Source organism: Gluconobacter japonicus (assembly GCF_002723975.1).
Lineage (GTDB): Bacteria > Pseudomonadota > Alphaproteobacteria > Acetobacterales > Acetobacteraceae > Gluconobacter > Gluconobacter japonicus.
On sequence record NZ_BEWO01000023.1, the window covers coordinates 1 to 25,014 of the forward strand.

At 54.1% G+C, this 25,014-nt stretch carries 17 protein-coding genes and 2 pseudogenes; 13 read left to right on the forward strand and 6 right to left on the reverse strand.

Annotated features, from left to right (window positions below; all coding sequences use genetic code 11):
• Positions 1-57: 57 nt before the first annotated feature.
• The 8 genes from GJA01_RS12445 (at position 58) to GJA01_RS12480 (ending at position 9,562) form a co-directional block, all read left to right on the forward strand.
• Positions 58-1,698, forward strand: a complete 1,641-nt coding sequence (locus GJA01_RS12445) for a lactate permease LctP family transporter (RefSeq protein WP_062502837.1) — start codon at positions 58-60, stop codon at positions 1,696-1,698.
• A 438-nt stretch (positions 1,699-2,136) separates the two neighbouring features.
• Positions 2,137-2,901: a triose-phosphate isomerase gene (locus tag GJA01_RS12450; RefSeq protein WP_062502839.1), complete on the forward strand. Its 765-nt coding sequence runs from the start codon at positions 2,137-2,139 to the stop codon at positions 2,899-2,901.
• On the forward strand, positions 2,898-3,737 hold the full coding sequence (locus GJA01_RS12455) for a DeoR/GlpR family DNA-binding transcription regulator (RefSeq protein ID WP_062502841.1): 840 nt from the start codon (positions 2,898-2,900) through the stop codon (positions 3,735-3,737). Before GJA01_RS12450 ends, GJA01_RS12455 begins: the two co-directional genes overlap by 4 nt.
• A gap of 14 nt (positions 3,738-3,751) precedes the next feature.
• On the forward strand, positions 3,752-4,234 hold the full coding sequence (locus GJA01_RS12460) for an RpiB/LacA/LacB family sugar-phosphate isomerase (RefSeq protein WP_062502855.1): 483 nt from the start codon (positions 3,752-3,754) through the stop codon (positions 4,232-4,234).
• A 60-nt stretch (positions 4,235-4,294) separates the two neighbouring features.
• Entirely contained in the window at positions 4,295-5,215 is a 921-nt protein-coding gene (locus tag GJA01_RS12465) for a substrate-binding domain-containing protein (RefSeq protein WP_062502843.1), read from the forward strand.
• A 28-nt stretch (positions 5,216-5,243) separates the two neighbouring features.
• The gene (locus GJA01_RS12470; protein WP_062502845.1) at positions 5,244-6,749 is read left to right on the forward strand and encodes a sugar ABC transporter ATP-binding protein; all 1,506 of its coding nucleotides are present in this window, start codon (positions 5,244-5,246) and stop codon (positions 6,747-6,749) included.
• Entirely contained in the window at positions 6,739-7,758 is a 1,020-nt protein-coding gene (locus GJA01_RS12475) for an ABC transporter permease (RefSeq protein ID WP_010505220.1), read from the forward strand. The genes GJA01_RS12470 and GJA01_RS12475 overlap by 11 nt, the downstream gene beginning before the upstream one ends.
• Before the next feature lie 40 nt (positions 7,759-7,798).
• Positions 7,799-9,562 carry a dihydroxyacetone kinase family protein gene (locus GJA01_RS12480; protein WP_062502847.1) on the forward strand — a complete coding sequence of 588 codons (1,764 nt, stop codon included), beginning with the start codon at positions 7,799-7,801 and terminating at the stop codon, positions 9,560-9,562.
• 92 nt (positions 9,563-9,654) lie between these two features.
• On the opposite strand, the gene GJA01_RS12485 is transcribed toward GJA01_RS12480, so the two are convergent.
• Entirely contained in the window at positions 9,655-10,968 is a 1,314-nt protein-coding gene (locus tag GJA01_RS12485) for a cation:dicarboxylate symporter family transporter (protein ID WP_062502849.1), read from the reverse strand.
• 360 nt (positions 10,969-11,328) lie between these two features.
• On the opposite strand from GJA01_RS12485, the pseudogene GJA01_RS15425 reads away from it, so the two are divergent.
• A pseudogene (locus GJA01_RS15425) lies at positions 11,329-11,606 on the forward strand (IS5/IS1182 family transposase); the annotation flags it as partial.
• A gap of 102 nt (positions 11,607-11,708) precedes the next feature.
• Here the strand turns inward: GJA01_RS15425 and GJA01_RS15625 are convergent.
• Together GJA01_RS15625 and putA are read right to left on the reverse strand one after the other, a co-directional pair.
• Positions 11,709-12,428: pseudogene (locus GJA01_RS15625) on the reverse strand (IS5 family transposase); the annotation flags it as partial.
• Between the two features lie 318 nt (positions 12,429-12,746).
• Complete coding sequence (putA, locus tag GJA01_RS12505) at positions 12,747-16,316, reverse strand: bifunctional proline dehydrogenase/L-glutamate gamma-semialdehyde dehydrogenase PutA (RefSeq protein ID WP_062502519.1); 3,570 nt, start codon at positions 16,314-16,316, stop codon at positions 12,747-12,749.
• Positions 16,317-16,452: 136 nt separating this feature from the next.
• Here putA and GJA01_RS12510 point away from each other — a divergent pair, with 136 nt between their 5' ends.
• From GJA01_RS12510 to GJA01_RS12525, 4 genes are all read left to right on the forward strand, one after another.
• Positions 16,453-16,908 (forward strand): Lrp/AsnC ligand binding domain-containing protein, encoded by a 456-nt coding sequence (locus GJA01_RS12510; RefSeq protein ID WP_010505077.1) that lies wholly within the window; start codon positions 16,453-16,455, stop codon positions 16,906-16,908.
• Between the two features lie 443 nt (positions 16,909-17,351).
• A complete protein-coding gene (locus GJA01_RS12515) occupies positions 17,352-17,660 on the forward strand; it encodes a nuclear transport factor 2 family protein (RefSeq protein WP_062502520.1) in 309 nt (102 codons plus the stop codon).
• A gap of 143 nt (positions 17,661-17,803) precedes the next feature.
• Positions 17,804-18,628, forward strand: a complete 825-nt coding sequence (bla, locus tag GJA01_RS12520; protein WP_366658711.1) for a class A beta-lactamase — start codon at positions 17,804-17,806, stop codon at positions 18,626-18,628.
• Positions 18,629-18,657: 29 nt separating this feature from the next.
• A complete protein-coding gene (locus GJA01_RS12525; protein ID WP_062502521.1) occupies positions 18,658-19,461 on the forward strand; it encodes a YdcF family protein in 804 nt (267 codons plus the stop codon).
• Between the two features lie 506 nt (positions 19,462-19,967).
• On the opposite strand, the gene GJA01_RS12530 is transcribed toward GJA01_RS12525, so the two are convergent.
• The 3 genes from GJA01_RS12530 to GJA01_RS12540 all read right to left on the reverse strand — a co-directional run bounded on the left by GJA01_RS12530 (position 19,968) and on the right by GJA01_RS12540 (position 24,981).
• Positions 19,968-22,292 carry a TonB-dependent receptor gene (locus tag GJA01_RS12530; RefSeq protein ID WP_062502522.1) on the reverse strand — a complete coding sequence of 775 codons (2,325 nt, stop codon included), beginning with the start codon at positions 22,290-22,292 and terminating at the stop codon, positions 19,968-19,970.
• Between the two features lie 113 nt (positions 22,293-22,405).
• Positions 22,406-23,740, reverse strand: a complete 1,335-nt coding sequence (locus GJA01_RS12535; RefSeq protein WP_062502523.1) for an MFS transporter — start codon at positions 23,738-23,740, stop codon at positions 22,406-22,408.
• Positions 23,741-23,826: 86 nt separating this feature from the next.
• Positions 23,827-24,981, reverse strand: a complete 1,155-nt coding sequence (locus GJA01_RS12540) for a M24 family metallopeptidase (RefSeq protein ID WP_099282390.1) — start codon at positions 24,979-24,981, stop codon at positions 23,827-23,829.
• Between the last annotated feature and the right edge of the window lie 33 nt (positions 24,982-25,014).

The window sequence follows — 25,014 nt, forward strand, 5'->3', positions numbered from 1 at the left end:
AGAGCCGGACATCGGCATGGATACGCATTATCGGCACGAAGTCAGGAGAATAAACCCATGTCCCCCTGGAACCAGATCTACGACCCAGCCGGAAATATCATTGTTTCAAGCCTGGTCGCTCTTATACCGATTGCATTCTTTTTCGTGGCGTTACTGGTTCTCCGCATGAAGGGCCATATCGCCTGCACCATTACTGTCATCCTCACAGCAATTATTGCAGTCCTGTTTTACGGCATGCCGGTACCGTACCTGATCGCGACAGGAATATACGGCTTTCTATATGGTTTGTGGCCCATAGCGTGGATTATTCTGGCTGCCGTTTTCCTTTACAAGCTCTCGGTCAAAACCGGATATTTTGATATTATTCGATATTCAATCGTCACAGTTTCTGATGATCAGCGCATTCAGATCCTGCTCGTCTCCTATGGGTTCGGTGCCTTTCTTGAAGGCGCCGCAGGATTTGGTGCTCCGGTCGCCATTACAACCGCGCTTCTCGTGGGTCTTGGCGTCCCTCCCCTTTACGCGGGTGGCCTCTGCCTTCTCGCCAATGCTGCCCCTGGCGCATTCGGAGCAATGGGCATTCCCGTCATCGTCGGTGGTCAGGTTATCGGTGCAGATCCGTTCCTGATCTCCCGCCTTGCAATGCCCCTTCTGGCAGGATTGGCTTTTATCATTCCTTTCCTTCTGGTGCTGATCGTCGATGGCCTGCGAGGACTACGAGAAGTCTGGCCAATTACCCTCGTTGCAGCCCTGACTTTCACCATCACACAGACTTTGGTGGCTGTGTTCGTCGGCCCTGAACTTCCTGATATTGCGGCAGCACTGGCAACTCTGGTGGTCATTCCTCTCTTTCTGAAATTTTGGACGCCCGCGACCAGTTTCCGTTTTCCTCAGAACAGCAAGGCGACGTCTGTTACCGGACCTGAAAAGACTTATGGCACCAGCGACATTGTCCGTGCCTGGATGCCGTTTGTCATTCTGACGGTGTTCGTAGCGATCTGGAGCATTGCGCCCTTCAAAAACCTTTTCAAACCGGGTGGTCCGCTGGCTTCAACCGTCATCACGTTTCCCTTTCCCTATCTGAATGACCTAATCATCAAAATGCCTCCGGTGTCTCTGGAACCCACGCCATATCACTCCATCTTCAAACTCGATCTTATATCCTCGGTTGGCACAAGCATTATGCTGACGGCGATCCTTTCGACATTCGTCCTGCGTGCCCGCCCCCGGGATGCAGCAGCAATCTTTTTCCAGACACTCAATGAGCTGAAAATTCCGATCTATTCTATCGGCATGGTTCTTTCATTTGCTTATCTGGCAAACTACTCCGGCTTGTCTGCAACGCTTGCTCTCCTGTTTGCCGCCACATCTTCCGCCTTTACATTCCTATCTCCAATCCTTGGATGGCTGGGCGTTTTCCTCACAGGATCGGATACATCCTCAAACGCCCTGTTCGGAGGATTACAGGCAGCCACAGGTCAACAGATCAATGTCAGCGGCCCCCTGCTCGTCGCTGCCAATGCTGTAGGGGGTTCAGTAGGAAAAATGATTTCACCCCAATCCATTGCCGTGGCCTGTGCGGCCGTCGGCATTGTTGGACGCGAAGGAGAAATGCTCAAATTCACACTGAAATGGAGCATCTTACTTGTTCTTATGGTGAGTAGCCTGCTCATAATGCGGATCTATCTGTTTGGTTAGACCCGGATCCTGGTAGCCTTCTGATAAAAGACGGCTCTGGGCTCTGTAAATTCAAGAACTATACTGGCTGACGAACGCGCAAATCAGGCGTCCGTCAGCTTTTTTTTGTCCAAGGGCTACAAATTCTTTTCATTCAAAATAACTATGACATGCCAAGCGCACTCCTTCCGCAGAGCGCGAAAATCCCACAAAAATAACATTTTAATCACAGATTAGTGTGATGAGTATCAATTTATGACCATAAATCCCACCACGACGGAAATACCACATATTTTCATTTTAAAACAATAACTTATACTATTTTAAGTTCTAATAATCTCCGAAACAGAACACCGAAATCAGATATGAGGCCTTTTTTATGAGATAATTCTATCATTGTCACAGTTATATATAACAGTGTAGTCGTTACGTATGAGATGCTCGAATCGGAGATGAGCGATGGAGCGTGACGCTACCTGGGTTGGTACAAGCTGGAAGATGAACAAAGGTCCTTCAGCCGCCGCTGAAGCTGCCGACAGACTGGCCCGGTTATCATTCCCGGCAACCATTCAACCGTTCGTCATTCCACCTTTTACGTCCCTGAAGGATGTCTGTGACAATCTTTCAGGGAGCCGTGTGATCGTTGGCGCCCAGAATATGCACTGGGAAGACAGCGGTGCCTGGACGGGAGAAATATCACCCGTCATGATTTCCGAATGTGGGGCAGAACTGGTTGAAATCGGTCATTCAGAACGTCGCACACATTTCGGAGAAACAGACTGGATCGTTAATCTCAAGGTGCATTCCGCGCTGCATCATGGGTTAAGACCACTCGTCTGTATCGGCGATACCGCTAAAGAATATTCTCATGATGTCACACTGGAAACGCTCGCCCGACAGTTGAAAATCGCACTGCATGGCGTTTCCGAACAAAACATCCCAAGAGTTCTGATAGCGTATGAGCCTGTCTGGGCCATTGGAGCAGGTGGACGGCCTGCCGACGTGCCGTTCATTGATAAAGCCCATAACCATCTGCGAAGTGTTCTGATCAATCTCGCAGGCTTGGAAGCAGGCTCCGCAGTACGTCTTCTCTATGGTGGAAGCGTCACTCAGGATAATGCGGCCAGTTACAGCCGCCTACAGAACGTCAACGGAGTATTCGTCGGACGCGCAGCTTGGAATGTCGACCATTTCCACGCTTTGGCAGAAGGCGTCGTGGCATGACTGCTCAGACAGCTTTCGAAACACGCTCTGTTTCTGCTCGCCGCCAGAATATTCTGGATTATGTGCGGGATCGGGGCGGCGCTCAGATCGACGAACTGGCGGGCCATTTTGTGACGAGCAGAATGACCATCCACCGCGATTTACAGGTTTTGTCAGAACGCGGCGTTCTGCGACGTGTTCATGGGGGCGTCACAACTGTGCCCAAGGCCTTCTCGGAAGGTAGTACGGTCCAGCGCAGCCATCGTGCTGTCGAAGCCAAAAAGGCAATCGCAGCTTTGGCCACAACCTTCGTGCAGGACGGAGAAATCATTGCACTGGATGATTCCACCACATCCCGTTTCCTTGCAGAACGCCTGACAGAAAATCTTGCTCTGACAGTTGTGACGAACAGCATGGGAACAGCCAACCTGTTCACTAGCAACGCCAACGTTAATCTTCTGCTGCTTGGCGGTCGCTATAACGCAGATTTCGACGCCTTCTTCGGAACGCTGTGCGAGCAGGCGGCAACATCCCTGCGCGTCAACACATTGTTTCTGTCCGTGGCCGCAATCCGCGGAATGACAGCTTATCATCAGGAGCAGGACATCATCAAAGCCAAACAGGCTCTGATGAATATCTCCGACCGGCGTATCCTGCTGGTGGATAGCACCAAATTCGGCGTCATCACGCTCAACCGTTTTTCTGATCTGACGGAATTTGACGTGGTGATTACGGACTCAGGTCTTGAAAAGGACCTGGAAGACACACTCCGCAACGCCGGGATTAACCTGGAAATTGCGGAAATACCCGTCACGAGGGTGAATAAAGCCAACGTTACTTCTGAATACCTCCCTTAAAAATGGAGAAAAACATGCGTATCGCAATTGGTGGCGATAAGGCTGGTGAAAGCTTGGCCTCTCTCATTGCAGCACATCTGCAAGCCACAACACTCCATACCATCGTTGATATGTCTCACCTCGAAGACAACCAGCCGGAACTTTATTCCGAACTGAGTGAACGGGTTGGTCTTGCCATCACGGAGGGTAATTTTGATCGCGGTATCCTATGCTGTGGAACAGGAATTGGCGTGTGTATTTCCGCCAACAAAATTCCCGGCATCCGCGCCGCCCTGACGCATGACACCTATTCCGCTGAACGTGCCGCGCTCTCCAACAATGCCCAGATCATCACCATGGGCGCACGAGTCATCGGACCGGAATTGGCCAAGAGCATTGTGGATGCCTGGCTGGCACGCAGCTTTGACCCGTCCGGCCCTTCAGCAGGCAACGTGGCCGGAATTGAAACACTGAGCCGGAAGTATTCCGAGCACCATCTGCCAACACCAAGCTGCTGACATCACATCGTACCGTTTTCCGGCACGGGACCGGAACGGATCATACGGAAAGACAGAAACATGAAGAAAGCTCTTTTCCTTGGCGCTCTCCTGGCAGCAACGCCTTTGGCAGCACAAGCCGCCGGCAGCAGCACACCACTGCGGTTCGTACTGATTCCAAAAGTCGTCCACCCGTGGTTCGACAAACTCAATACCGGCGCTCATGCTGCAGCCGATATGATTGCCAAGACCACAGGTCAGAAGATCGAAATCGAATACCGTGCGCCCCAAACCGCCGATGTGTCGTCCCAGAACGATATTATCGAACGCGCCATTGCGACCCATCCAGATGGGTTAATCCTCGATCTTTTGGACGAAAAGGGTAATCGCGCCACGATGGATGAAGCCATCGAGCAGAAAATCCCCATGACCGTCTTCGACTCCCTCCCCCCGGAAGGCATGAACATCACGGCTGTTGGCGCGGATTTCTGCGAGCAGGGAACGATTGCGGCCGAACGTCTCGCCACACTGATTGGCAAGAAAGGTGAAGTTGCCATCATGATGGGCGTCCCGACCGCACCAAACCACACCCTGCGGGCAGAGTGCGAGAAGAAGGTGTTCGCAAAATATCCCGAGATCAAAGTCGTCGCGACGGGGATTGATAACGACAGCATCGAGACCGGCCAGAAACAGGCCTCTGCCATTATGCAGGCCCACCCCAATCTTGCTGGATGGGTCGCGTGTGACGCTTCCGGGCCAGTGGGCATCGGTCAGGCCATTCGTGAAAGCGGAAAAGCGGGTAAGGTTCAGGAAGTCGGCCTCGATAACCTGAATGACATGCTTCAGCTCATTAAGGATGGCGTTGCTGAATCTACAGCCTCCAGCCGTCCCGAAATGCAGGGCTACTGGGCCGTCGTCTCCGCCTGGCAGAGCGCAATGGGCCAGAAAACCCCCAAATACATCGATACCGGCATCGACGTTATCACCAAGAAATCTCTCTGAACTCTGCTCTGAAGCAGGAGGCACGATCATGGCGGTTCTTCAGGTAGAAGCTGTCCGTAAAAGCTACCCCGGCGTGGTCGCGCTTGACCACGTCGATCTGACACTTGAACCGGGCAAGATCCATATTCTCGCTGGCGAAAACGGCGCGGGAAAATCGACGCTGATCAAAACCCTGACGGGTCTGGTCAAACCCGATGAAGGAAAAGTGCTGATCGAGGGGCATGATGCTCTTGCCGATCATAGCCTGTTCTCACGTATCGCTTACGTCCCGCAGGAACTGAATCTGTTCCCATCCATGACGGTGGCGGAAAACATGTTCATGCCCTTCCATCATTCGGGATTTGGTCGCGTGACCATTTCCCGCAAGGCGATGGAAGCGGAAGCCGCAAAGTTCATTGAACGATTTGGCATTCATGCCCGCCCAGGACAAACTGTCAGTCGCATCAGTGTGCCAGACCAGCAGTTGCTCCAAATTGCCCGCGCAGCCTGCCGCGACGAATTCAAGGTCCTGATCCTGGATGAACCGACATCGTCCCTGACGGCCAATGAGACAGAGCATCTGTTCCGCATCATCACCACGCTGCGCGACAGTGGATGTGCCATCGTTTTCGTCTCACACAAGATGGAAGAAATTTTCAGTCTTGGCGATACAGTCACTGTTCTTCGGAACGGACGCAGCGTCGGTACCTTTCCCATGGACGGCATGACGGAAGAGCATCTTATCCGTCTCATGTCTGGCAATTCCGTTCAACTGGAAGAAAAATTCCAGCCTCGTGGCGCGATTGATGACAACGACATTCTGCTTCGCGTGGAAGGACTGACAGGTTCCGGCTTCTCGGACGTCTCGTTTCAGCTTCGCAAAGGCGAAATCCTTGGCTTTGCAGGTCTTGTCGGTGCTGGCCGGTCAGAAGTTATGCAGACCATGTTCGGATACCATTCTGCAAAAGCCGGACGCTGCATCTTGAGCGATAAAGAAATCCCACGCGGACGAACAGATCGCGCCGTTGCCATGGGAATGGTCTATCTCTCCGAAGAACGGAAGCATCATGGCATTTTCCCGCTGCTCAGTGTGCGGGAAAATATCAGCCTATCCGTTCTGGAAAAGATGAAACGCGGCGGAATCATTTCTTCCGGAAAAGAGAAATCCATCGTTTCTGACACGATTGAGAAGTTCGATGTCCGCACATCATCAGCGGCCAAGAAGATTGTTTACCTGTCTGGTGGAAACCAGCAGAAAGCCATCATTGGCCGCGCCATGGCCCGGCGCCCCCGCATCCTGATTTTCGATGAACCCACAAAAGGGATCGATATCGGAACCAAATTCCAGATTTATCGCATCATGCAGCAACTCGCCGAAGAAGGCGTCGGCATCATTCTCGTATCGTCCGAAATGACCGAGCTCCAACGCTGCGCCACCCGCATCATCACCATGTACGACGGCCGCACCACCGGTTCGTTCGATCAGGCCACCACTGACGTCAACACGCTTGTCGGCGCGATCATCGGCGCCACGGAGACCCGCCATGTCGCTTGAAACTACACTCCCCGGAGCTACCCCCACCCCTCCTAAGGCGTCCTCCCTGCGCACGCTGATCGCCCGGATGGTTGCCAACCCACTTGGAGGCGTCATTGGCGCGATGATCCTGATTTTCGGGATCTCCTGCCTGCTCTCCCCGCACTTCCTGACGTCTTTCAACATGATCATCATCGCGCGTGCACTGGCCTTTATTGGGCTGGTCACGATTGGACAGGCCGTCCTGATGATCCTTGGAGAACTTGATCTGTCCGTCGGGGCCATCGGTGGCCTGGCCGGTGTCGTTGGCGGCATGCTGATGGTGCAGATGGGGCTAAATCCCTGGCTTTCCCTCGGCCTGTGCCTGCTGATGGGCGCTGGGTGCGGCCTGCTGAACGGTCTGCTCATCACCCAATTGCGGCTACATTCCCTCGTGCTGACCATCGGCATGGCAGGCGTCTATGGCGGTGCCAATCTTGTGGCCACCCGTGGCGTTGCCATCACAGGCGTGCCACATGAAATCAGCTTTCTCGGTAGAGGTCTGGTTTTCGGACTACCCGTCCCCTTCCTGATCCTTCTCGTCTGCCTGACAATCGTTGCCTTCGTCATGATGCGCACCCCCGTCGGACGTTACATCTACGCAATCGGCAGCAATCCACAGGCTGCGAAAATGCTCGGCATCCGCGTCAACGCCATTCGCGTTGGAGCTTTTGCTCTGGCTGGTTTCCTGTCCGCGCTGGCCGGTATCCTGATGGTGGCCCGTCTCGGAACTGCTCAGCCCTCGATTGGTGACACCTGGGTCCTCTCCCCCATCGCCGCAGCTGTCATTGGCGGAGTTGCCACTACAGGGGGACTGGGAAGCCCGGTCGGAGCCGTGTTTGGCGCCGTCATCATTGGCATCATTGAGGACATCATCGTCCTCTTCGGCATCTCGCCTTACTGGCAGTCCATTGTGAGCGGCGGCATCGTTGTGCTGGCCATCTCTCTGGACTCTCTCGCACGCCATTACCTCAACCGCGACGCGTCCTGACCCGTCCGCAGCTTTCCATCCTGCAAAAGGAGAGACTTACATGACCAAAATCTGCGGCAATGCCTCCGAATTCGCAGCCTCCGCCCTCCATGGATACAGCATGGTCCACAGAGATCTTGTCAAAATGATCCGTGGTGGCGTCATGCGTGCCAAACCGGGAGCACAAGGAAAAGTCGCCGTGGTTGTCGGGGGCGGCTCCGGCCACTACCCCGCTTTCATCGGATATGTCGGCAGCGGCTTTGCGGATGCAGCCATTGCAGGCGACATCTTCGCTTCACCATCCACCCAGGCCATCCAGAGCGTGGTCCGTCAGGCAGATCTGGGAGGAGGCATCCTCCTCGGTTTCGGAAATTATGCCGGCGACGTCCTGAACTTCGGCATCGCCGCAGACAGACTGCGCGCGGAAGGCTACGACGTGCGCATCCTTGCCACGATGGATGATGTTGCCAGCGCCACCGAAGGCGAGAGGGAACGCCGCCGAGGCATCGCAGGTGATCTGACGATCTTCAAGATCGTCGGAGCTGCCGCCGAAGCCGGTCTTGATCTGGATGCCGTCGAGGAAATCGGGCACCGAGTGAACCGCCAGACGAGAACCTTTGGCGTGGCATTCGATGGCTGCACGCTTCCTGGAGAAAAAGACAAGCTGTTCCACGTTCCCTCCGCCCGCATGGCTCTTGGACTGGGAGTCCACGGGGAACCCGGCATCGGGGAAGACAACATTCCCGCGCCTCAGGCCCTCGCCCAGATCCTTCTGGACAAGGTTGTCAGCGAACTCCCGGCGGATGCCCCGCGCCGCGTTGCCATTACCCTGAACGGCCTGGGAAGCACGAAACAGGAAGAGCTTTTTGTTCTTTGGGAAGCCCTTGCCCCTTTGCTTGAAAAAGCCGGGCTGACGGCCATTGCTCCCTTGGTTGGAGAATACGTTACAAGCCTTGATATGGCAGGCTGCTCCCTGACCCTGACCTGGCTTGACGAACAACTGGAACAACTCTGGCGTGCTCCCGTCGATACGGCAGCGCTACGTCACGGCCAGATCGAAGACGTAGAGATGCAGCCTGAGGATTTCGCCGCTGAAAGCAGCATTACATACATGAAATCCTCAACAGCTGCGGGCCGCCATGGAGGACAGTGCGTTTCTGACATGATGGCTCATCTGGCAGACGCTCTCGCCAAAGCAGAGGCGGAACTTGGCCATATTGATGCCGTAGCTGGTGATGGAGATCATGGGCAGGGCATGGCCCGAGGGTCAGCAGCGGCACGGGCAGCCGCTTCCAAAGCCGCAGCCTCCGGAGCCGGTCCTGCCACTGTCCTGTCCGCTGCGGCAGATGCGTGGGCGGACCGCGCAGGCGGGACATCTGGCGCACTTTGGGGCGAAGGCCTGAGAGCATTCAGTCTGGCTCTGGACGATAATGCTCTCCCCTCCTCCCAACATCTGGCATTGGGTGCCCGACAGGCCATGGAACGCATCATGACCTTGGGCAAGGCTAAACCCGGCGACAAAACCCTGATTGATGCGCTCGTTCCATTTGTCGAAACACTTGAGACCCAACTGGCTGAAGCAACGCCCCTTCCACAAGCATGGGCAGAAGCTGCCAAGGCCTCCCAGGCCGCCGCGGAAGCCACAAAGGACCTGCTGCCAAGACTTGGTCGCGCCCGAACACATGGGGAAAGAAGCAAGGGCCATCCCGATGCGGGCGCTCTGTCTCTTGCTCTCTGCACTGATGTCGTAGGTCAGAAACTGTACGCATCAATGCAGGAAAACTCTTTGATTGTAGAGCAACGGCACCAATCCGCTGGGCTATAATACCCTTTTCTCAAATGGCGGGATCGATATTTTTTTCGAAATACCAACGATCCCGCCAACGCAGATTTTTTAATGCACATTCGTCATGACATTCATGAAGAAGATCTCATTTTTCCACGAGGGACCAGAACCTCCTGAACGCGACTACGATCAAGAGACCCGTTCCAGACTGCCATAACAACGGGCGCTACACAGTTTCCGGCCAGATTACCCACAGCGCGCGCAATTCCGATAAACCAGTCCACAGCCAGGAGCAGTACCAGGCTGGATAGAGGGATCGACGGGGCGGCAGACAGTGTTGCTGCCAGGACGACAATTGCGATGCCCGGCACGCCATGCGCACCTTTGGAGGTAATCAGTGCGGTTGCCAGCATGGAGAGCATCTGGGTCAAGGTCAGGGGTGTTCCGGTAACGTCAGCCAGAAAGACAATGGCAAAGCCGAGATAGATGGATAACGCATCCAGATTGAGAGAATATCCGGCTGGCACAACAAGCCCTACCACCTGTCTGGGAATGCCCATATTCTCTAGCTTGGCCATAATGCTGGGAAGTACGGAATCTGAACTGGTCGTCGCCGTGACAATCAGGATTTCTTCACGGAAATAACAGGCAAAACGCCCTGGATGCACACCGCAGGCCAGCAGACAGCCTCCAAGAATTACAACGATGAAAACGGCAATCGCCACAAAATACAGCACGACAAAGGATGCCAACCGATCAATCGCATCCAGCCCATACTCGGCAACAGTCGTAGCGACGGCTCCCAGTACACCCAAGGGAGCAAGTGCGATGATGAGGCGCATCATACGCGAAAACAGGGCTGAAAGGCTTTCGATCAGGCGTGTGACGGGTGCCCCTGCGTCCCCAATGCGGGACAGGCAGCAGCCCGTCAGAATGGCAAAAAACAGGATTTGCAGAATGTTTCCTTCGGCAAAGGCTGCAACCGAGGATCGGGGGATGAGACCCAGAATGAAACCAGTAATACCCTGGCCATGAAGGACATGCGCATTGGCTGCATAAGACGAGACAATATGCAGATCTTCCGCACTGGGCGTGAAGGTCATTCCCTGCCCCGGTCGAAGCAGCATTGCAGCCCCGACTGAGAGCAGAAGCACAAGCGTTGTCATGCCTTCAAAATAGATCAGTGATCGAAAACCGAGACGTCCCACCGCACTCAGAGATCCGGCTCCTGTGATGCCGGTCACAACGATACAAAACAGGAGAGGACCAACAGCCATCAGGATAAGCCGCAGAAACAGGTCCGTCAGCCACCGGCTCTCTCCTGCCAGGTGCGGAACAAACAGCCCCAGCAGAACGCCAAGACATGTCGCCGCGACCACCTGCGAGAAAATTCCTGGACGAAACCTGTGCTTCGCACCTGCCGGGAGGGTCGTGTCGTTTTTCATCCAGATCTTCTTCTTGCTATCGTTTCAGAAACCTGGATCCAGTAAGAGAAACCCTTCTGGATCATAGCTTCCAATCTTCTGCCTTCAGTATATTACATTCATCTTTGCGCCCACGAAACGTGGTAGACTAGGCATCACGCCATAGAATGTCGCCTGTGTACCCCCGGAGAGCCAGTAGCGACGGTCTGCAAGATTCTGCCCACACACCGTGAGACCAGTGCTGTTTCGGTGCGGAAAAAGTCAGGAAGGAGTTTTTGAGAAAGTATGCTGAGGCTGCGTCTGTGCCCCGCAATAGTTGTAATCCACGTCAAAAATCATCTTGTAGTCGCGAGACATCGACCATGAATAGGTAGTCGCGGCAGACTGCACGAAGGCCTGCTGGATAAAGCCAATACTGCCTCAACATCTGGTCCGACACAACCTACCGCTCAAAGAGCAATAAAGACTTCATGGAAAAGCAGGGCTTTGTTTCGAAGCTTCATCGCAAAAAGCCGTATCTCGAGCCGGTGCTTCGGCATATCCAACGCTCCAACACCGGAAAGTCGATAATCCGATCGCGTGTTGAGCACGTCTTTACCGATCAAAAGTCACAGGCCGGGCTGTTCGTCCGAACCGTAGTCATAACGTGGGCCAGCCTCGCTCCCAACCCCGACGCTCGATCAGCTTTGTCGACAGAACCTAGGTCATGTTGACAAAAAATCTGATCCAGAGCTTTGCGGCGGCGAGATTGAGGAAACTCATGAAGGACAAGGCGGTCTTGTCGTAGCGCGTCGCGATACGGCGCATCTGCTTGAGTTTGTTGAACATCCGCTCGATGCGGTTGCGTTCCCTGTAACGCCACCAGTCTGTTTTCTGTGGAGCACTGCGGCTTTTGCGTGATGGAATAACCGGCAGGATCCCGTGGATCAGCAGATCCTGGCGGAAGCTGTCACTGTCATAGCCCCGATCAGCCAGCATGGCTTTGGGGGGCGGGACAGACAGCTTCATCAGGGCGTCTGTGGCTTTGTAGTCCGAGACCTGGCCTCCGGTAAGGACAAAGCCAAGAGGGCACCCCTGATTGTCACATCGGGCATGGATCTTGCTCGTAAAGCCGCCGCGTGATCGACCAAAAGCCTCCGAATGAGCCCCCCTTTTGCGCCCGTAGCCTGTGAATGGGCACGGACTACGGTACTGTCGACCATATGCTGCCAGTTATCGGTCAGGCCGAGGTCTATCAGGGTTTGCAGCAGAGCATCCCACACCCCCTGCTCAGCCCAACGCCGGAATCGGACATAGACCGAGTTCCATTTGCCGTAGCGCTCATGCATGTCCCGCCACGGACAGCCTGTGCGCAGAACATGCAGCATACCATTGAGAAACAGGCGATTGTCTCCAGCTGGTCGAGCCCAACGTCCGCGCTCAGGCGGCAGAAGCGGACCAATCATCGCCCATTCCTGATCCGTCAGATCGCCTCGTGCCATGCCCGCTCCACCGTACCGTCTGCGTTGAAGCAACCAGTGAATCAGATCTCAGGATGAGTGTATAGACCTTTTGTCAACGCGACCTAGTGACTGCCATGTACCTGGTCCTACTGAATGATCTGCCGCATTTAGCGGCCCATGTCGTCTGTTACGGTGAATATCCTTTGCACAAATTCAATAAAATTTTGAAACTTCAGGTCTCACAGCACCACCCCGCCGAAGCTCTATCCTAGAACAAGACTGCTGTGGCGTATCGGAACTGCCGTTTAGACACAATTGATATGCACTGCACTCTGTTATTCCGGAGACTTTCAGGCCCTAAACGACCGCCATCAGTGCTGCATTACCACCAGCCGCCGTTGTGTTAGTGCTGCAAACCCGTTCCTGCACCAACCATTCCATCGGATAATGACCATGTTCATCAGGCGTATGGAGACATATGACTGGCCCATGATCGGACTGAAGCGCAGCCAGAACCTGTTTCCTGATCGCTTCGTCTCCGTTGCAAAGCGCGATATCACATTGGGAACTGCTTGATACTGGCAGGACATGCGACAGAAGCCCAACTGGCGGTGATGGCAAACGACGCCATATTTCTGCGGGAATAGCGCAGACATTCCCTGCAGTCATGGCGTCCATGACCTGTTGGCACACGTCTTCAAGTGTTGGGCCAGCACAGAAAACTGTCCCACGCGCCGTCAATGTATAGACGTTTTCTTCGCCGACCGGCCCCGGAAGAGTGAGTTGAGCCCCTAGCAGCGTCCCGGCACTGGCTTTTGCCCGGAAATCGGGAGCAATAGCCCGCAGCCATTGACTAGCTTCATTCAGGACAACAGGCAAATCCCGTCTGGAAAACGATTTAATCTCCGGGCGCTGTGCGAGAAGACGACGCAGATAAAGCGGTCCACCGGCCTTGGGGCCGGTTCCCGAAAGGCCGCGCCCTCCGAAAGGCTGAACACCAACCACAGCCCCCACAAGATTACGGTTGATGTAGATATTGCCTGCGTCCGAGGCCGCTTTCAGATCCTCGATTGTTCGATCAATTCGCGAATGTACGCCAAATGTGAGGGCATATCCCGTGTCATGGATGCTTTTCATCACTTGCGGAAGGTCATCCCGCTGGTAGCGGACGACGTGCAGAACCGGACCAAAGACTTCACGCTGAAGGACGGCAAGACTATCAATTTCAATCAGTGTCGGCGCAACGAACGTGCCGTTTCCACACTCAAACTCAAGCAGTGCCTGATGAATTCTGAAACCTCGTGCACGCATCTCCTCAATATGACGCAGGATACCAGCCTGAGCCTCAGCGCTGATCACCGGACCAACATCCGTTTCAGGCAGTGAAGGATCACCCGTGCGCAGTTCTTCCATCGCGCCTTTGAGCATGGTCAGAACACGATCTGCGCTATCGTCCTGAAGACACAGCACACGCAGAGCGCTACAACGCTGGCCCGCACTGTCAAAAGCGGACGACAGAACGTCTGCAACAACCTGCTCGGACAGGGCAGAACTGTCCACGACGAGCGCATTCTGCCCACCCGTTTCCGCAATCAGCGGGACTGGCGAACTATTCGGGTTCAGGCGTTGGGAAAGCCGCTTTTCGATCAGCTTGGCAACTTCCGTTGATCCCGTAAACAGAACGCCCGTCACCCGTGGATCTGCGACCAGCGCCGCTCCAATGTCGCCTCCCCCCAGCACAAGCTGCACGACCGCTTCTGGGACGCCTGCCTTATGCAGACACTGGATGGCTTCCCCGGCGATCAGTGGCGTTTCTTCAGCTGGCTTGGCAAGAACACTGTTTCCGGCAGCCAGAGACGCAGAGACCTGCCCCAAAAAGATGGCGAGAGGAAAATTCCACGGGCTAATGCACACCACAGGCCCAAGCGGCAGAGCCTTACCGTCAGCAAACTCGCGTCGGATTTGGGCAGCATAATAACGCAGAAAATCGACTGCCTCCCGGATTTCGGAGACAGCATTTGCAAGGGTCTTCCCCGCCTCCCGCATGATGAGCCCCATCAGACGCGGCATATCATATTCCAGATGACTGGCTGCCTTCTCAAGACAGGCTGCGCGCTCTGCAATAGGCGTATTTTTCCAGACTTCAAAGCCATCCTGCGCTTTGCGGATGACGTTCTTTACATCGTCAACAGATGTGGCCTGAATAAAACCGACTGTGTCCTGCCTGTTAGCTGGATTGGTAATCGCCTCTCCTGTTTGGACGCCAAAAACTGCCGGAATACTCAGCGTTAGCCCAAGAGCTTTCAGGGTATTTTCATCAGAAAGATCAACCCCGTGAGAGTTCTGGCGCTCAGGCTGGAACATATCCAAAGGGAGCCGAATTGCACTCGGAGGCAGGTTGGTAGCCAACGTCACCGGGTCCGTAATCAGGTCTTCAATCGAGACAGCTGGGTCCTGAATACGGTTTACGAAAGAGGAATTGGCTCCATTCTCCAGTAGACGACGCACAAGGTAAGCCAACAGTGTCTCATGAGTGCCCACAGGCGCATAAACCCGGACCGGCCTGTTCAGCTTTTCGGAACCAACGACTTCTTTATAGAGGGTCTCCCCCATGCCATGCAGGCACTGAAATTCATAGGACTCTACCGTGAAGTCAGGGCCTGCAAGGGCGTGAATGCTTGCCAGCGTCTGGGCGTTATGAGTCGCGAATTGTGGGAAAATAGCATCCGGGGCCGCCAGAAGCTTTTTGGCGCAGGCGATATAGGAGATGTCTGTGTGAACTTTCTGTGTGAAGAGCGGAAAATCCTCCATCCCTTCCACCTGGGCCCGTTTGATCTCACTATCCCAGTATGCGCCCTTTACCAGACGGACCATCAGACGGTGATTTGTCCGACGGGCCAGGTCAATGATCCAGTCAAGAACAAACGGCGCGCGCTTTTGGTAGGCCTGAACGACAAAGCCGATACCCTTCCAGTCTTTCAGAGCTACGTCGTGGCAGAGAGCTTCCAGCAGATCGAGAGACAGCTCGAGCCGCTCCGTTTCTTCAGCATCAATGTTGAAACCAATATCGTACTGACACGCCAAACGCGCAAGTGCTGTAAGACGTGGTCCAAGTTCAGCCAGGACCCGGTCTCTCTGCAAGCGACTGTACCGCGGGTGCAAAGCTGAAAGCTTGACGGAGATTCCCGGCCCTCGATAGACGCCAGCACCAGCCGCCGCCTTGCCGATCGCATGGATGGCCAGTTCATAATCACGGTAATACCGGTCGGCATCCGCCATGGTCGTGGCAGCTTCACCCAGCATATCGTAGGAATACCGGAAGCCCTTTGCGACCAGAGGCTTGCTGTTTTCGAGAGCGTTCTCAATGGTCTGACCGGTGACGAACTGCTCACCCATCATGCGCATTGCGAGATCTACACCTCGGCGGATGACGGGCTCACCGCATCGTCCAATCAGGCGCTTGAGGCTTCCGGGAAGCGCTTTGGTCTGTTCCGTAGACAAGACCTTTCCTGAAACAACCAGCCCCCAAGTCGCAGCATTTACGAAAAGCGAGGACCTGCGACTGATATGCTCGTGCCACTGACCATTTCCGATCTTGTCACGGATCAGTGCATCACGCGTTGGCAGATCGGGGATACGCAGCAGGGCTTCAGCAAGGCACATTAGTGCTACACCTTCCTGCGATGACAGATCATATTCCTGAACCAGATCCTGCACGATGCCACTGCTGCCCGACTGGCGAAGCGCCTCAACCAGCCGCCGTGCTGTCTGACGTGCCAGCATAGCCTGCCCCTCATTAAGGGTAGCCTCCCGGGACAGCATTTTCACACGATCAGCTTCCGGAACACGGATATGATCGGTAATGGCCTGACGCAACAGGGAACGAGAGGGAACAATGGCAGCAAGCGACGCAAAGGATGTGGTCATGAGGATACCGCTGGGTTGATTGTCTTTCCCAGATATTGAAACGTCCACGAAACAGGTACTGGTATTTTGCCGCAGACAGCGAATTAAGTTCGGTATATTAATTTTTCGACGAATTATATTTTTTGGAAATTCCGCAATGGACGACATGGATCGCAGAATTCTGAGACTTCTGCAGAAAGACGGCCGTATTACAAATCTGGATCTCTCCCGACAGATCCATCTCAGTCCCGCCGCCACACTTGAACGCGTCCGCAAATTGGAGCAGAGCGGCGTTATTCGGGGCTACATGGCACGTATTGACCCAGAAACCATCAATCTTGGATTGCTCGTCTTCATTCAGGTGACACTGGATCGCACCAGCCCCGATATTTTTGAATCCTTTTCAAAGGCTTTGAAAACCATTCCGCAGGTCTGTGAATGCTACATGGTGGCAGGAGGGTTTGATTATCTCGTGAAAGCGCGCGTCAAGGACATGGCCGCCTATCGTAACTTCCTTGGAAAAACCCTGACCCGCCTGCCAGGGGTGCGTCAAACTCATACCTACACTGTGATGGAGGAAATAAAATCTGATCCGGAATTGCCTCTATTTTAGGAACCATTAAGCCTAAATACGGTCGACCTCAACAGAAATAAGAATAACCGAGACGACGAATGTAGTACTCTACCATAGTGATTATTCATTATATATATTTATTACAATGAAATATTTTTATGGTTACATCTTTGATTGTTCATATAAATATTATTATACTCCTTCAGACAGTGTTCGATCCTTTACGCTTTGCAGATCATGTCAAAGTACATAAGGCACACGATCAGAACGTGTGGATCACCCGAATAAGCTGAGCTATACTACTCCTAGGAGCCATTATCTTTCGTTATTGGGCCTGTTTTCCATGGTGTATGCAGTCCGTTCCTGAAGGGAGAGAGGAATGTGGCAACCGAAACGACGGTGGGGTCTGATGCAGTCTGGCAGCAAAGCGTTCCCTGCCAAGGCTCAGAGCATGCCGGTTAAGTCCCCAACGCCAGAACAGGTTGGGCGCGGATTTACTGGATAATGTCCGTTCGGGACGCAATCCAGAAGCTGCGGCGATTTACATAGCGTCTCAGGTGCAGGCACATCAGGTTCAGTTGGAACGTGAAAAAACCCTCATCCGTACACCGGAGGATTATGCTGCTCATGTTCGGGAGCTCCAACGTGCTTTTGGTCCTTTTACATTCACCTGGCGGCAAATGGGCCATCATATTCAGTCACTGAATGGGGAAGCCCCTACGGGAGCAGAACTGATCGAATTGACCTCGGTTGTTTATCGCGTAGCGGGCGAAAAAATCGTCGAATACTAGCTCCAAACAGATCAGAAAGGAATGGACCTTCAGCTTGAGAAGGCCAACAATCGCCTGCATTGAGTGGATAAGGCAGCCAATATGAGGATTATAAAGCTCCAATGATGTTCAGGCGGAAATTCTTGGCTGGAAACGTTCTTTTCTTGGCTGTACCAGCACGTGCAGCATCGCGGATGACATCGATCACATCCTCTTATGAAGAAGCAACCGGTGGTCATATCGGTGTCTTTGCCCGAAATCTGGCAACCGGACAGCGCCTGACTTGGCGGGAAAACGAGCGATTTGTCATGTGCAGTACCTTCAAGGCATCGCTCGCGGCACTAACCTTGCTCCGGGTAGATCAGGGGAAAGAAAGCCTTGAAACGGTCGTGCCCTATACGGCTTCTGATTTGGGAGACACCTATGCCCCGGTTGCCAAGGCCAATGTCGCAGCAGGCGGTTTATCCGTCAGGGCCATGTGTCAGGCTGCCGTGGAATGGAGCGATAATGTCTGTGCTAATCTGCTTCTGGCCCGGGTCGGCGGCCCCGCTGCACTGACACGGTTCTGGCGGTCTCTCGGAGATCGTCAAACCCGTCTGGATGACTGGGAGCCTGTCCTGAACAGAACTCCACAGGGTGGTCTGCGTAATACAACGACCCCTGAGGCGATGGCTTGGATCTTGGAACATCTGGTGTTTGGTCATGCGCTGTCTGGGGCGTCCTGCTCCTTGCTAACAGGATGGATGAAAAACTGTCAGACCGGCAAAGGAAGGCTACGTGCAGGGTTTCCTCCTACCTGGGATGTAGGCGACAAAACCGGCAATAACGGTAAAGATGCAGCCGGAGATATTGCCGTTGCATGGCCAACGCGGGAAGCGCCACTCATAGTATGCGCTTATACCCGTGGCGGCCAACCTAATGAAAAGCAGTTTTTTGAGGTATTTTCGGAAATCGGGCGTATTGCGGCAGAGACGTTATGCCCTGCGTAAGACAGCCTTCGACCCAAAAAGAGAGCAATATGTCTGAGTTCAATGCCTTCCTGAAAACGCAGAACGATATTGATGCCGTCAATGCAATATCGGCCTTTCTGGCCTTCAAGGACATCCCTCAGGCTAGCAGTCCTCCAGTAGATCTGGTGATCCACGCTGGAAATGCCATTCTTGAGACAGCCCAGGCTGCCTGCAAAACAGCATTAGAAGCTAACTGTCCCCTGCTTTTTTCAGGTGGCATTGGACATTCGACCACTCTTCTGGTGGAGACTGTCAGAGCAGAAACCCTGCTACCAGAGACACATCTAGAAGACAGATCCGAAGCTGAGATTTTTGGTACTTTAGCGTCAGAAGTCTGGAAATTTCCCAGAGAAAAACTGATTCTGGAAACACGCTCCACCAATTGTGGTGAGAACGCTACCTTTACCAAGATACGCCTAACGGAACTGGGTCTGGAGCCGCGAACTGCTATTCTGTTTCAGGATCCGGCCATGCAGTTACGAACCTTTGTGACTTTCCAGAAGGTCTGGCAGGATGCGTCCTGCACAACGGTTTTTTATAGCTGCCCGACTTTTATTCCGCATCTTGAAATGCGAGACGGGATCGTGACCTATGCTGCGGGACTCCCTTCGGGGCTATGGAGCCCAGAACGGTTCATGTCTCTGATCATGGGAGAAATTCCCCGGTTAAGGGACGATGAGAACGGTTATGGCCCCCGCGGACGGCGGTTCATCCCGCATGTTGAAATTCCTTCTGAGATTGAGGTCGCGTATCAGCATGTTCATGAACTTTTGAAAAATCATGGAAACGCGAAGGATCGTGTTCTTACATGATTGGGAAAATGGTCCTGTTTCAGGGTAAGTTTTTGCATGTCATGCATGACGAGCAATACGTCATCATTCACTGATATAAGGAAAACCCGCGGGCAAACTTGTTTTCGTGAGTGGCAAAAGAACTAGGTTCAAAACGCATTGATTATGCGGTGAAAATCTGTTCCATGCTTTGCGAGGAGACTGAAGATGCGTAATCTGTATTGGCTGACGGACGAACAGATGGAACGTCTGCGGCGCTTTTTCTCAAAGAGTCATGGCACATCGCACTGCTTCAATCCTGCGGCCAAAAAGGAAACCAGGCCGCCTAATTGACCGTATCAAAGGCGGCATGAATACGAAGCTTTACGGGACTAATGACAGAACTTGCCAAATATTGGATGCAGGTTAGCGAGAAGAACAACGTTATGCAGTCCAGCTTCCGGCCGCAGATGGAAGCGTTTTTTTCGACCGGAGCTGGTACAATAACTCGCACTTCCGCACATTACCGGAAGATGCAAGAGTGAGAATTACAGGTCGACCCGAAGCCGACCGCCTACCATACGCGGCGTGCCTGGAATACCGAAAATCCCGTTCAGACCCGTCTGGCGTGTCACGTCATAACGCCGATCCAAAACGTTATTGGCATAGGCCGAAACCGACCATTTTGCGCTTTTCGGCGCAAAGGTCAGGCCGACATCCATTAGGAAATAAGCCGGCATCCGATACAGGTTATTCCCCGGAACATCGGACTGCGACCCGCGATAACTATAGTCGATATAAGGCGTGAGCGACCATTGCGTCCCGAGCTTTGCCTTGTAGGAGGCCGAACCTTCCAGAGTGAGCTTCGGGATTCCCATATCGACGCCCGCATAGCTGCGGTATAGCGCCATCAGCTTGCCAGTCCTGATGTAAGTGGCAGCCACTGCCGTCGTGTCGATTGCGTTATAGTCTTTGTAATTTCCACGCTCGTAACCGAAGTGCTGGTGCAGCAGAAGACCGGGGATAGGGTTAGCGTCTATCCCCAGTTCCACACCCCAGATCCGGCTCTTAGGAATGTTGACGTACTGGCCCACCACACCATAATTCGGCACGACCGTCAGACCGGCCACCTGCTGACCGTGATAGTCGTACCAGAAGGCATTGCCATTGAGGCGTAGCTTGTGGTGCCAGTAATCAGACTTGAAACCAACCTCATAGGCCAACAGGGATTCTGGCTTTGTCGGAGTGAGCTGGGACGCCACAACCGTATTGTTCGCCGTAAAGCCACCCGGCTTGAAACCCTTGCGGATGGAACCATAAAACATCAGGTTATCGAGCGCCTGATACTCGATCCCGCCCATACCGGAAAACTGGTTCGTCAGCGCGCCGCGACGCTCGTAATGGTTGTTGAACGGCGTTGGATAGATGGCGGTATTATAGCGCAGGGTCTGCATGTTGTAGATATTACGATCATCGGACTCATGGGTGATCCCCGCAAGAAGATGCAGCCGCTTCGTTACCGTCAGGCGCAGATGTCCGTACTGGCTGAACGCCTGCTGGTCCTGATTATAGCTCGTGCGCTGGATATAGGGCCGTGATCCGGAGCCCGTATAATCGTTAAAAATGACCGAATGCATCTGCGTGCGATCATAATACATGCCCACATTCCATTGCAGCCGGTCATGCGGATTATGCGACGCCAGCTTTACTTCCTGTGAGAACAGATTGGCATCTGTACTAACGTCATCGTCATAGATCGCGTAGCGCGTGCCATCCAGATCCATCAGATTGTGCACGTACATCTGCTGGAACGCGCTGATGATACTCAGATCGGCAAAACCAAGGTTCCGCGTGAAGTTGAGGCCAGCCCCCCAGAACGTGTTGTTATAGGATGGCTTCATCCCGGCAGAATTTCCGGTAAGTTTCAGGAATTCCGGCGTAAAACCCCAACCCGTATTGCGGTTGTTCTGATAGGCGGGCGTATTGCGCGCCAGATCCTGAACGTTGAAGGCACCCATTGCCTGGGAATTATCCTGCATCCAGTTACCGCTGAAGACGATATTGGTCCTGTCGTCCGGCTGCCATGCCACCTTTGCCCGCAATCCGCCTTTGTTCGCATTGCCAAGCGACTGCCCCGTATTGATGTTCTTTTGAAAGCCACCACCCTGCTGTGTGAAACCCGCAATCCGATACTGCACATTGGACGATAGCGGACCGGACACATACAGATTGGTGATGCTTCGATTATAGGACGCAATATCTTCTGACGCTCCATAATGAAGCACTTTCGTCGGGTCGGCTGTCTTGATGTTAATTTCACCAGCCGTCACCGTCTGACCATGCGTGTAGCCGGAGGGACCAGTACTTACATCAACACCGGCCATGTCAAACATCGCCGCACCTGCCATATAACCAATCGGAAGCGCCACGCCATCCACATAGGTCATGACCGACGGCGTATTATTCGCCGTGAAATCGTTCAGGCCTACACCGCGCAGCGTGAAGTTTACGGCCGAGCTGGAACCCTGCGGTTGTACCGTCAGATTGGGCGCGAGATTCATCAACCCCTTCACATCCGTGACCTGATGCCGCGCCAGTTCGGTTGAATCGATATGTGTCACCGAGATGCCCTGACGTTGCGTCGCCATCGGTCCAAGTGCATTTTTCGTGCGGTAAACCCTGATCGACTCAGGGTCCGAAGACGGAGCGGAATGCCGTATCCGTGCCACGGACGGCGCACCAGCCGGCGCGTGTGACGTAACGGCGCGACTCTTGGCCCCATGAGTGGTTTTCCCGGATGTCGTGGCCGCAACAGCCGGCAACGTTAGAACCAATGCACTCGTGCACAGAAGAATATTGTTAAATCGGAACATTTCAGGTCTCCCCGGAACCACTCCGGCTTTCAGATGATGTGACACTCATGCAAAGCGCATGACGGATTTCATGACCGGCACCGGACTTCACAGCTCCGGATATCCGGAAAAACTCAGTACGCGTCCTCGATCTCTTCGAGAGATCGGTTCACAGTCGAAGGACCCAGAAGGAGGATGCATAGCGCGCCCGCCAGAAGGATCAGCGCGGTCATGCCAAAGACACCAGCGAACCCGGAGCTCGGATAAAGCGCACCGATCAGAAGTGGTGCCGCAATCGCGCCGATACGCCCGATGGCCGATGCGGTTCCCATTCCCGTTGCCCGCAGAGCCGTCGGAAAAATTTCGGGCGTATAGGCATAAACCCCAGCGAAAGTGCCGTTCATGAAGAACGATAGCAGTATGCCTGCCGCCAAAACCCCGCCAGACGTCGACACGAATTCCATCGCCACAGCACTCAGCATGGCGGCAGCGAGATACGTCACGACTGTCGCTTTGCGGCCGAAATACTCGTTACAAAACCCTGCGCTGAAATAACCTGGGATCTGCGCCACACAGATGGCAATCGAAAAACCGAAACTGTGCGTGATGGTGAAGCCCCGTGCGATCAGAAGTGTCGGCAACCATGAGAAAAACGCGTAATAGCTGAACGTGACGGACAGCCACAAAACCCAGCTCATGACCGTTACACGCCGCAGCTCTGCTCCCATAAGCCTCAAAAACTGGCCACGCATCGGCATCTGCGTGGAAAGCGCTACCTCGGCCTCATAAACCGGAGACGCTACGCCCATGCTCTTTTCTATCCCGCACAGAACCCGATGTGCAGCTTCGCCCTGACCTGATCCGACCAGCCAGCGCGGGGATTCCGGCAAGGAGCGCCGCCACCAAAGCAGCATGACAACCGGGCACGCCGTCAGGCCCAAAGCCCAGCGCCATCCATTTTCTGATCCCGGCACCAAGGCATAACCTAGCAGCGAGGCTCCCACGAAGCCGAACGAGAAGAACCCCGCCAGCGCCCCAGTAAAAGCTCCCCGATACCTCCGTGGTACAAATTCCGAAAGATAGGGCGCGATAATTGCGGACTCAGCTCCTGTTCCCACCCCGGCCAACACCCGTGAAAGTACAAAACCGTGCCAGTTCGTACACAGCGCTGAGATGAGAGACCCCACGCAATAGCAGGCCAGAGCCCACATCATCACCGAGCGCCGCCCCCACCGGTCCGCCACCAGACCTGCTGAAAGCGCACCGATAAAATATCCGAAAAATGCCCCACTTCCCAGCAGACCAAGCTGGGTCATCGATAGCCCCCACAGATGCTGTAGAGCGGGCATAACAAACGCCAAAATAGCGCCATCAAGCCCATCAAAACAGTACCCTGCGCCCCCGAGAAACAAGAGCCGGCAATGAAACCCGGAGAACGGAAGACGCTCCAGTCGGTCTGCAATAGACATATATTTCTATCCCGGAACGAAATACAGTGACGAAAATTATGGACCGGAAGCCCCTCCGCACAGGACTTCCGGGTTCTGGAAGGATCTTAGCCGACGATAAGGTCTTCTTTACTGTCAGGGTATTTCGTGAGGATCTCATATCCGGTCTCCGTCACCACAACCGTGTCAGAATGGCGGTATCCGGCCTTCCCTTTAATGTAGATCCCGGGCTCGATGCTGAAAATCATGCCCGGCTGAACAACATTGTCCTCGCCTAGCGCCAGAAACGGCGCTTCATGGCTCGTGACACCAAAGCTGTGTCCCGTCCGATGCAGCGGCGTTTCATATCCAGCGGCATGCGCGATGGCCTGACAGGCAGCGTCAATCTCCGAGCCGATCGCGCCGGGTTTTAGCATGTCATACGCCTTGTAGCGCATGGCCATCATCGTATCGAAAGGCCGCTTTGCCTCTTCGGGAATGGTCTCGAGGAAAAAGGTACGCTCGATTTCTGCGCCATATCCATTGATCTTGCCCGCAATGAGCCCGAGGAATGGCCCGCCCGGCTCACAGGTCGCGGTCAGGCACGAGAAATTATGCGGATCATCTGTATAGGCGGGAGGCTGGATCAGGCCAGCCGCATGGGTGGACATGACGTTATACTGCGGGGATTCCGTCAGGCAGCGATGATAGAAATACGGCGTCACGTCGCCAATGGTCTGTGCCACCATCATACCGGGCTTTACCTTGCCCAGCATCAGTCCCAGCGCCTTTGTCATGACGTCGCTGGTCCAGGCGATACGCGAAATCTCGTGCGCCGATTTGATCTCCCGAACTTCATCAATGATGTTCAGAAGCTTCACGGGGTTAGGAATCTGCGCCTGCAGATAGGCCGGACAGGCCCCTTCAATTCCAACCGTTCCCTGCTTCGGAAGAGCATCGGCAAAGCGGTCGGACCAGCGGGATCCCACGACGGCAGGGAACTCCGCATAGCTCAGAAGCTTCAATTCCCCGATTTTGTGGCGCAGCACATGTGGAACTTCAAGAACTGGCACGACGAAGAACGTCTCAGTCATCGTGAGCACGAGAACAAACGGTCTCTCATGCACGAAATTCGCAAAATTCGTCAGGTAATAGACATTGTCCGGATCAAAAGAGACGTAGACACTCAGACCCGCCTTCTCCATCTTCTCACGGACTTTGCGATGGCGTTCGGCGATTTCGGGTGCGGAAACCTGTGCGGCAGTCAGAGGCGGCATTGTCATATTTGACCTTATCTGTCCGGAACAGGCCTCCCC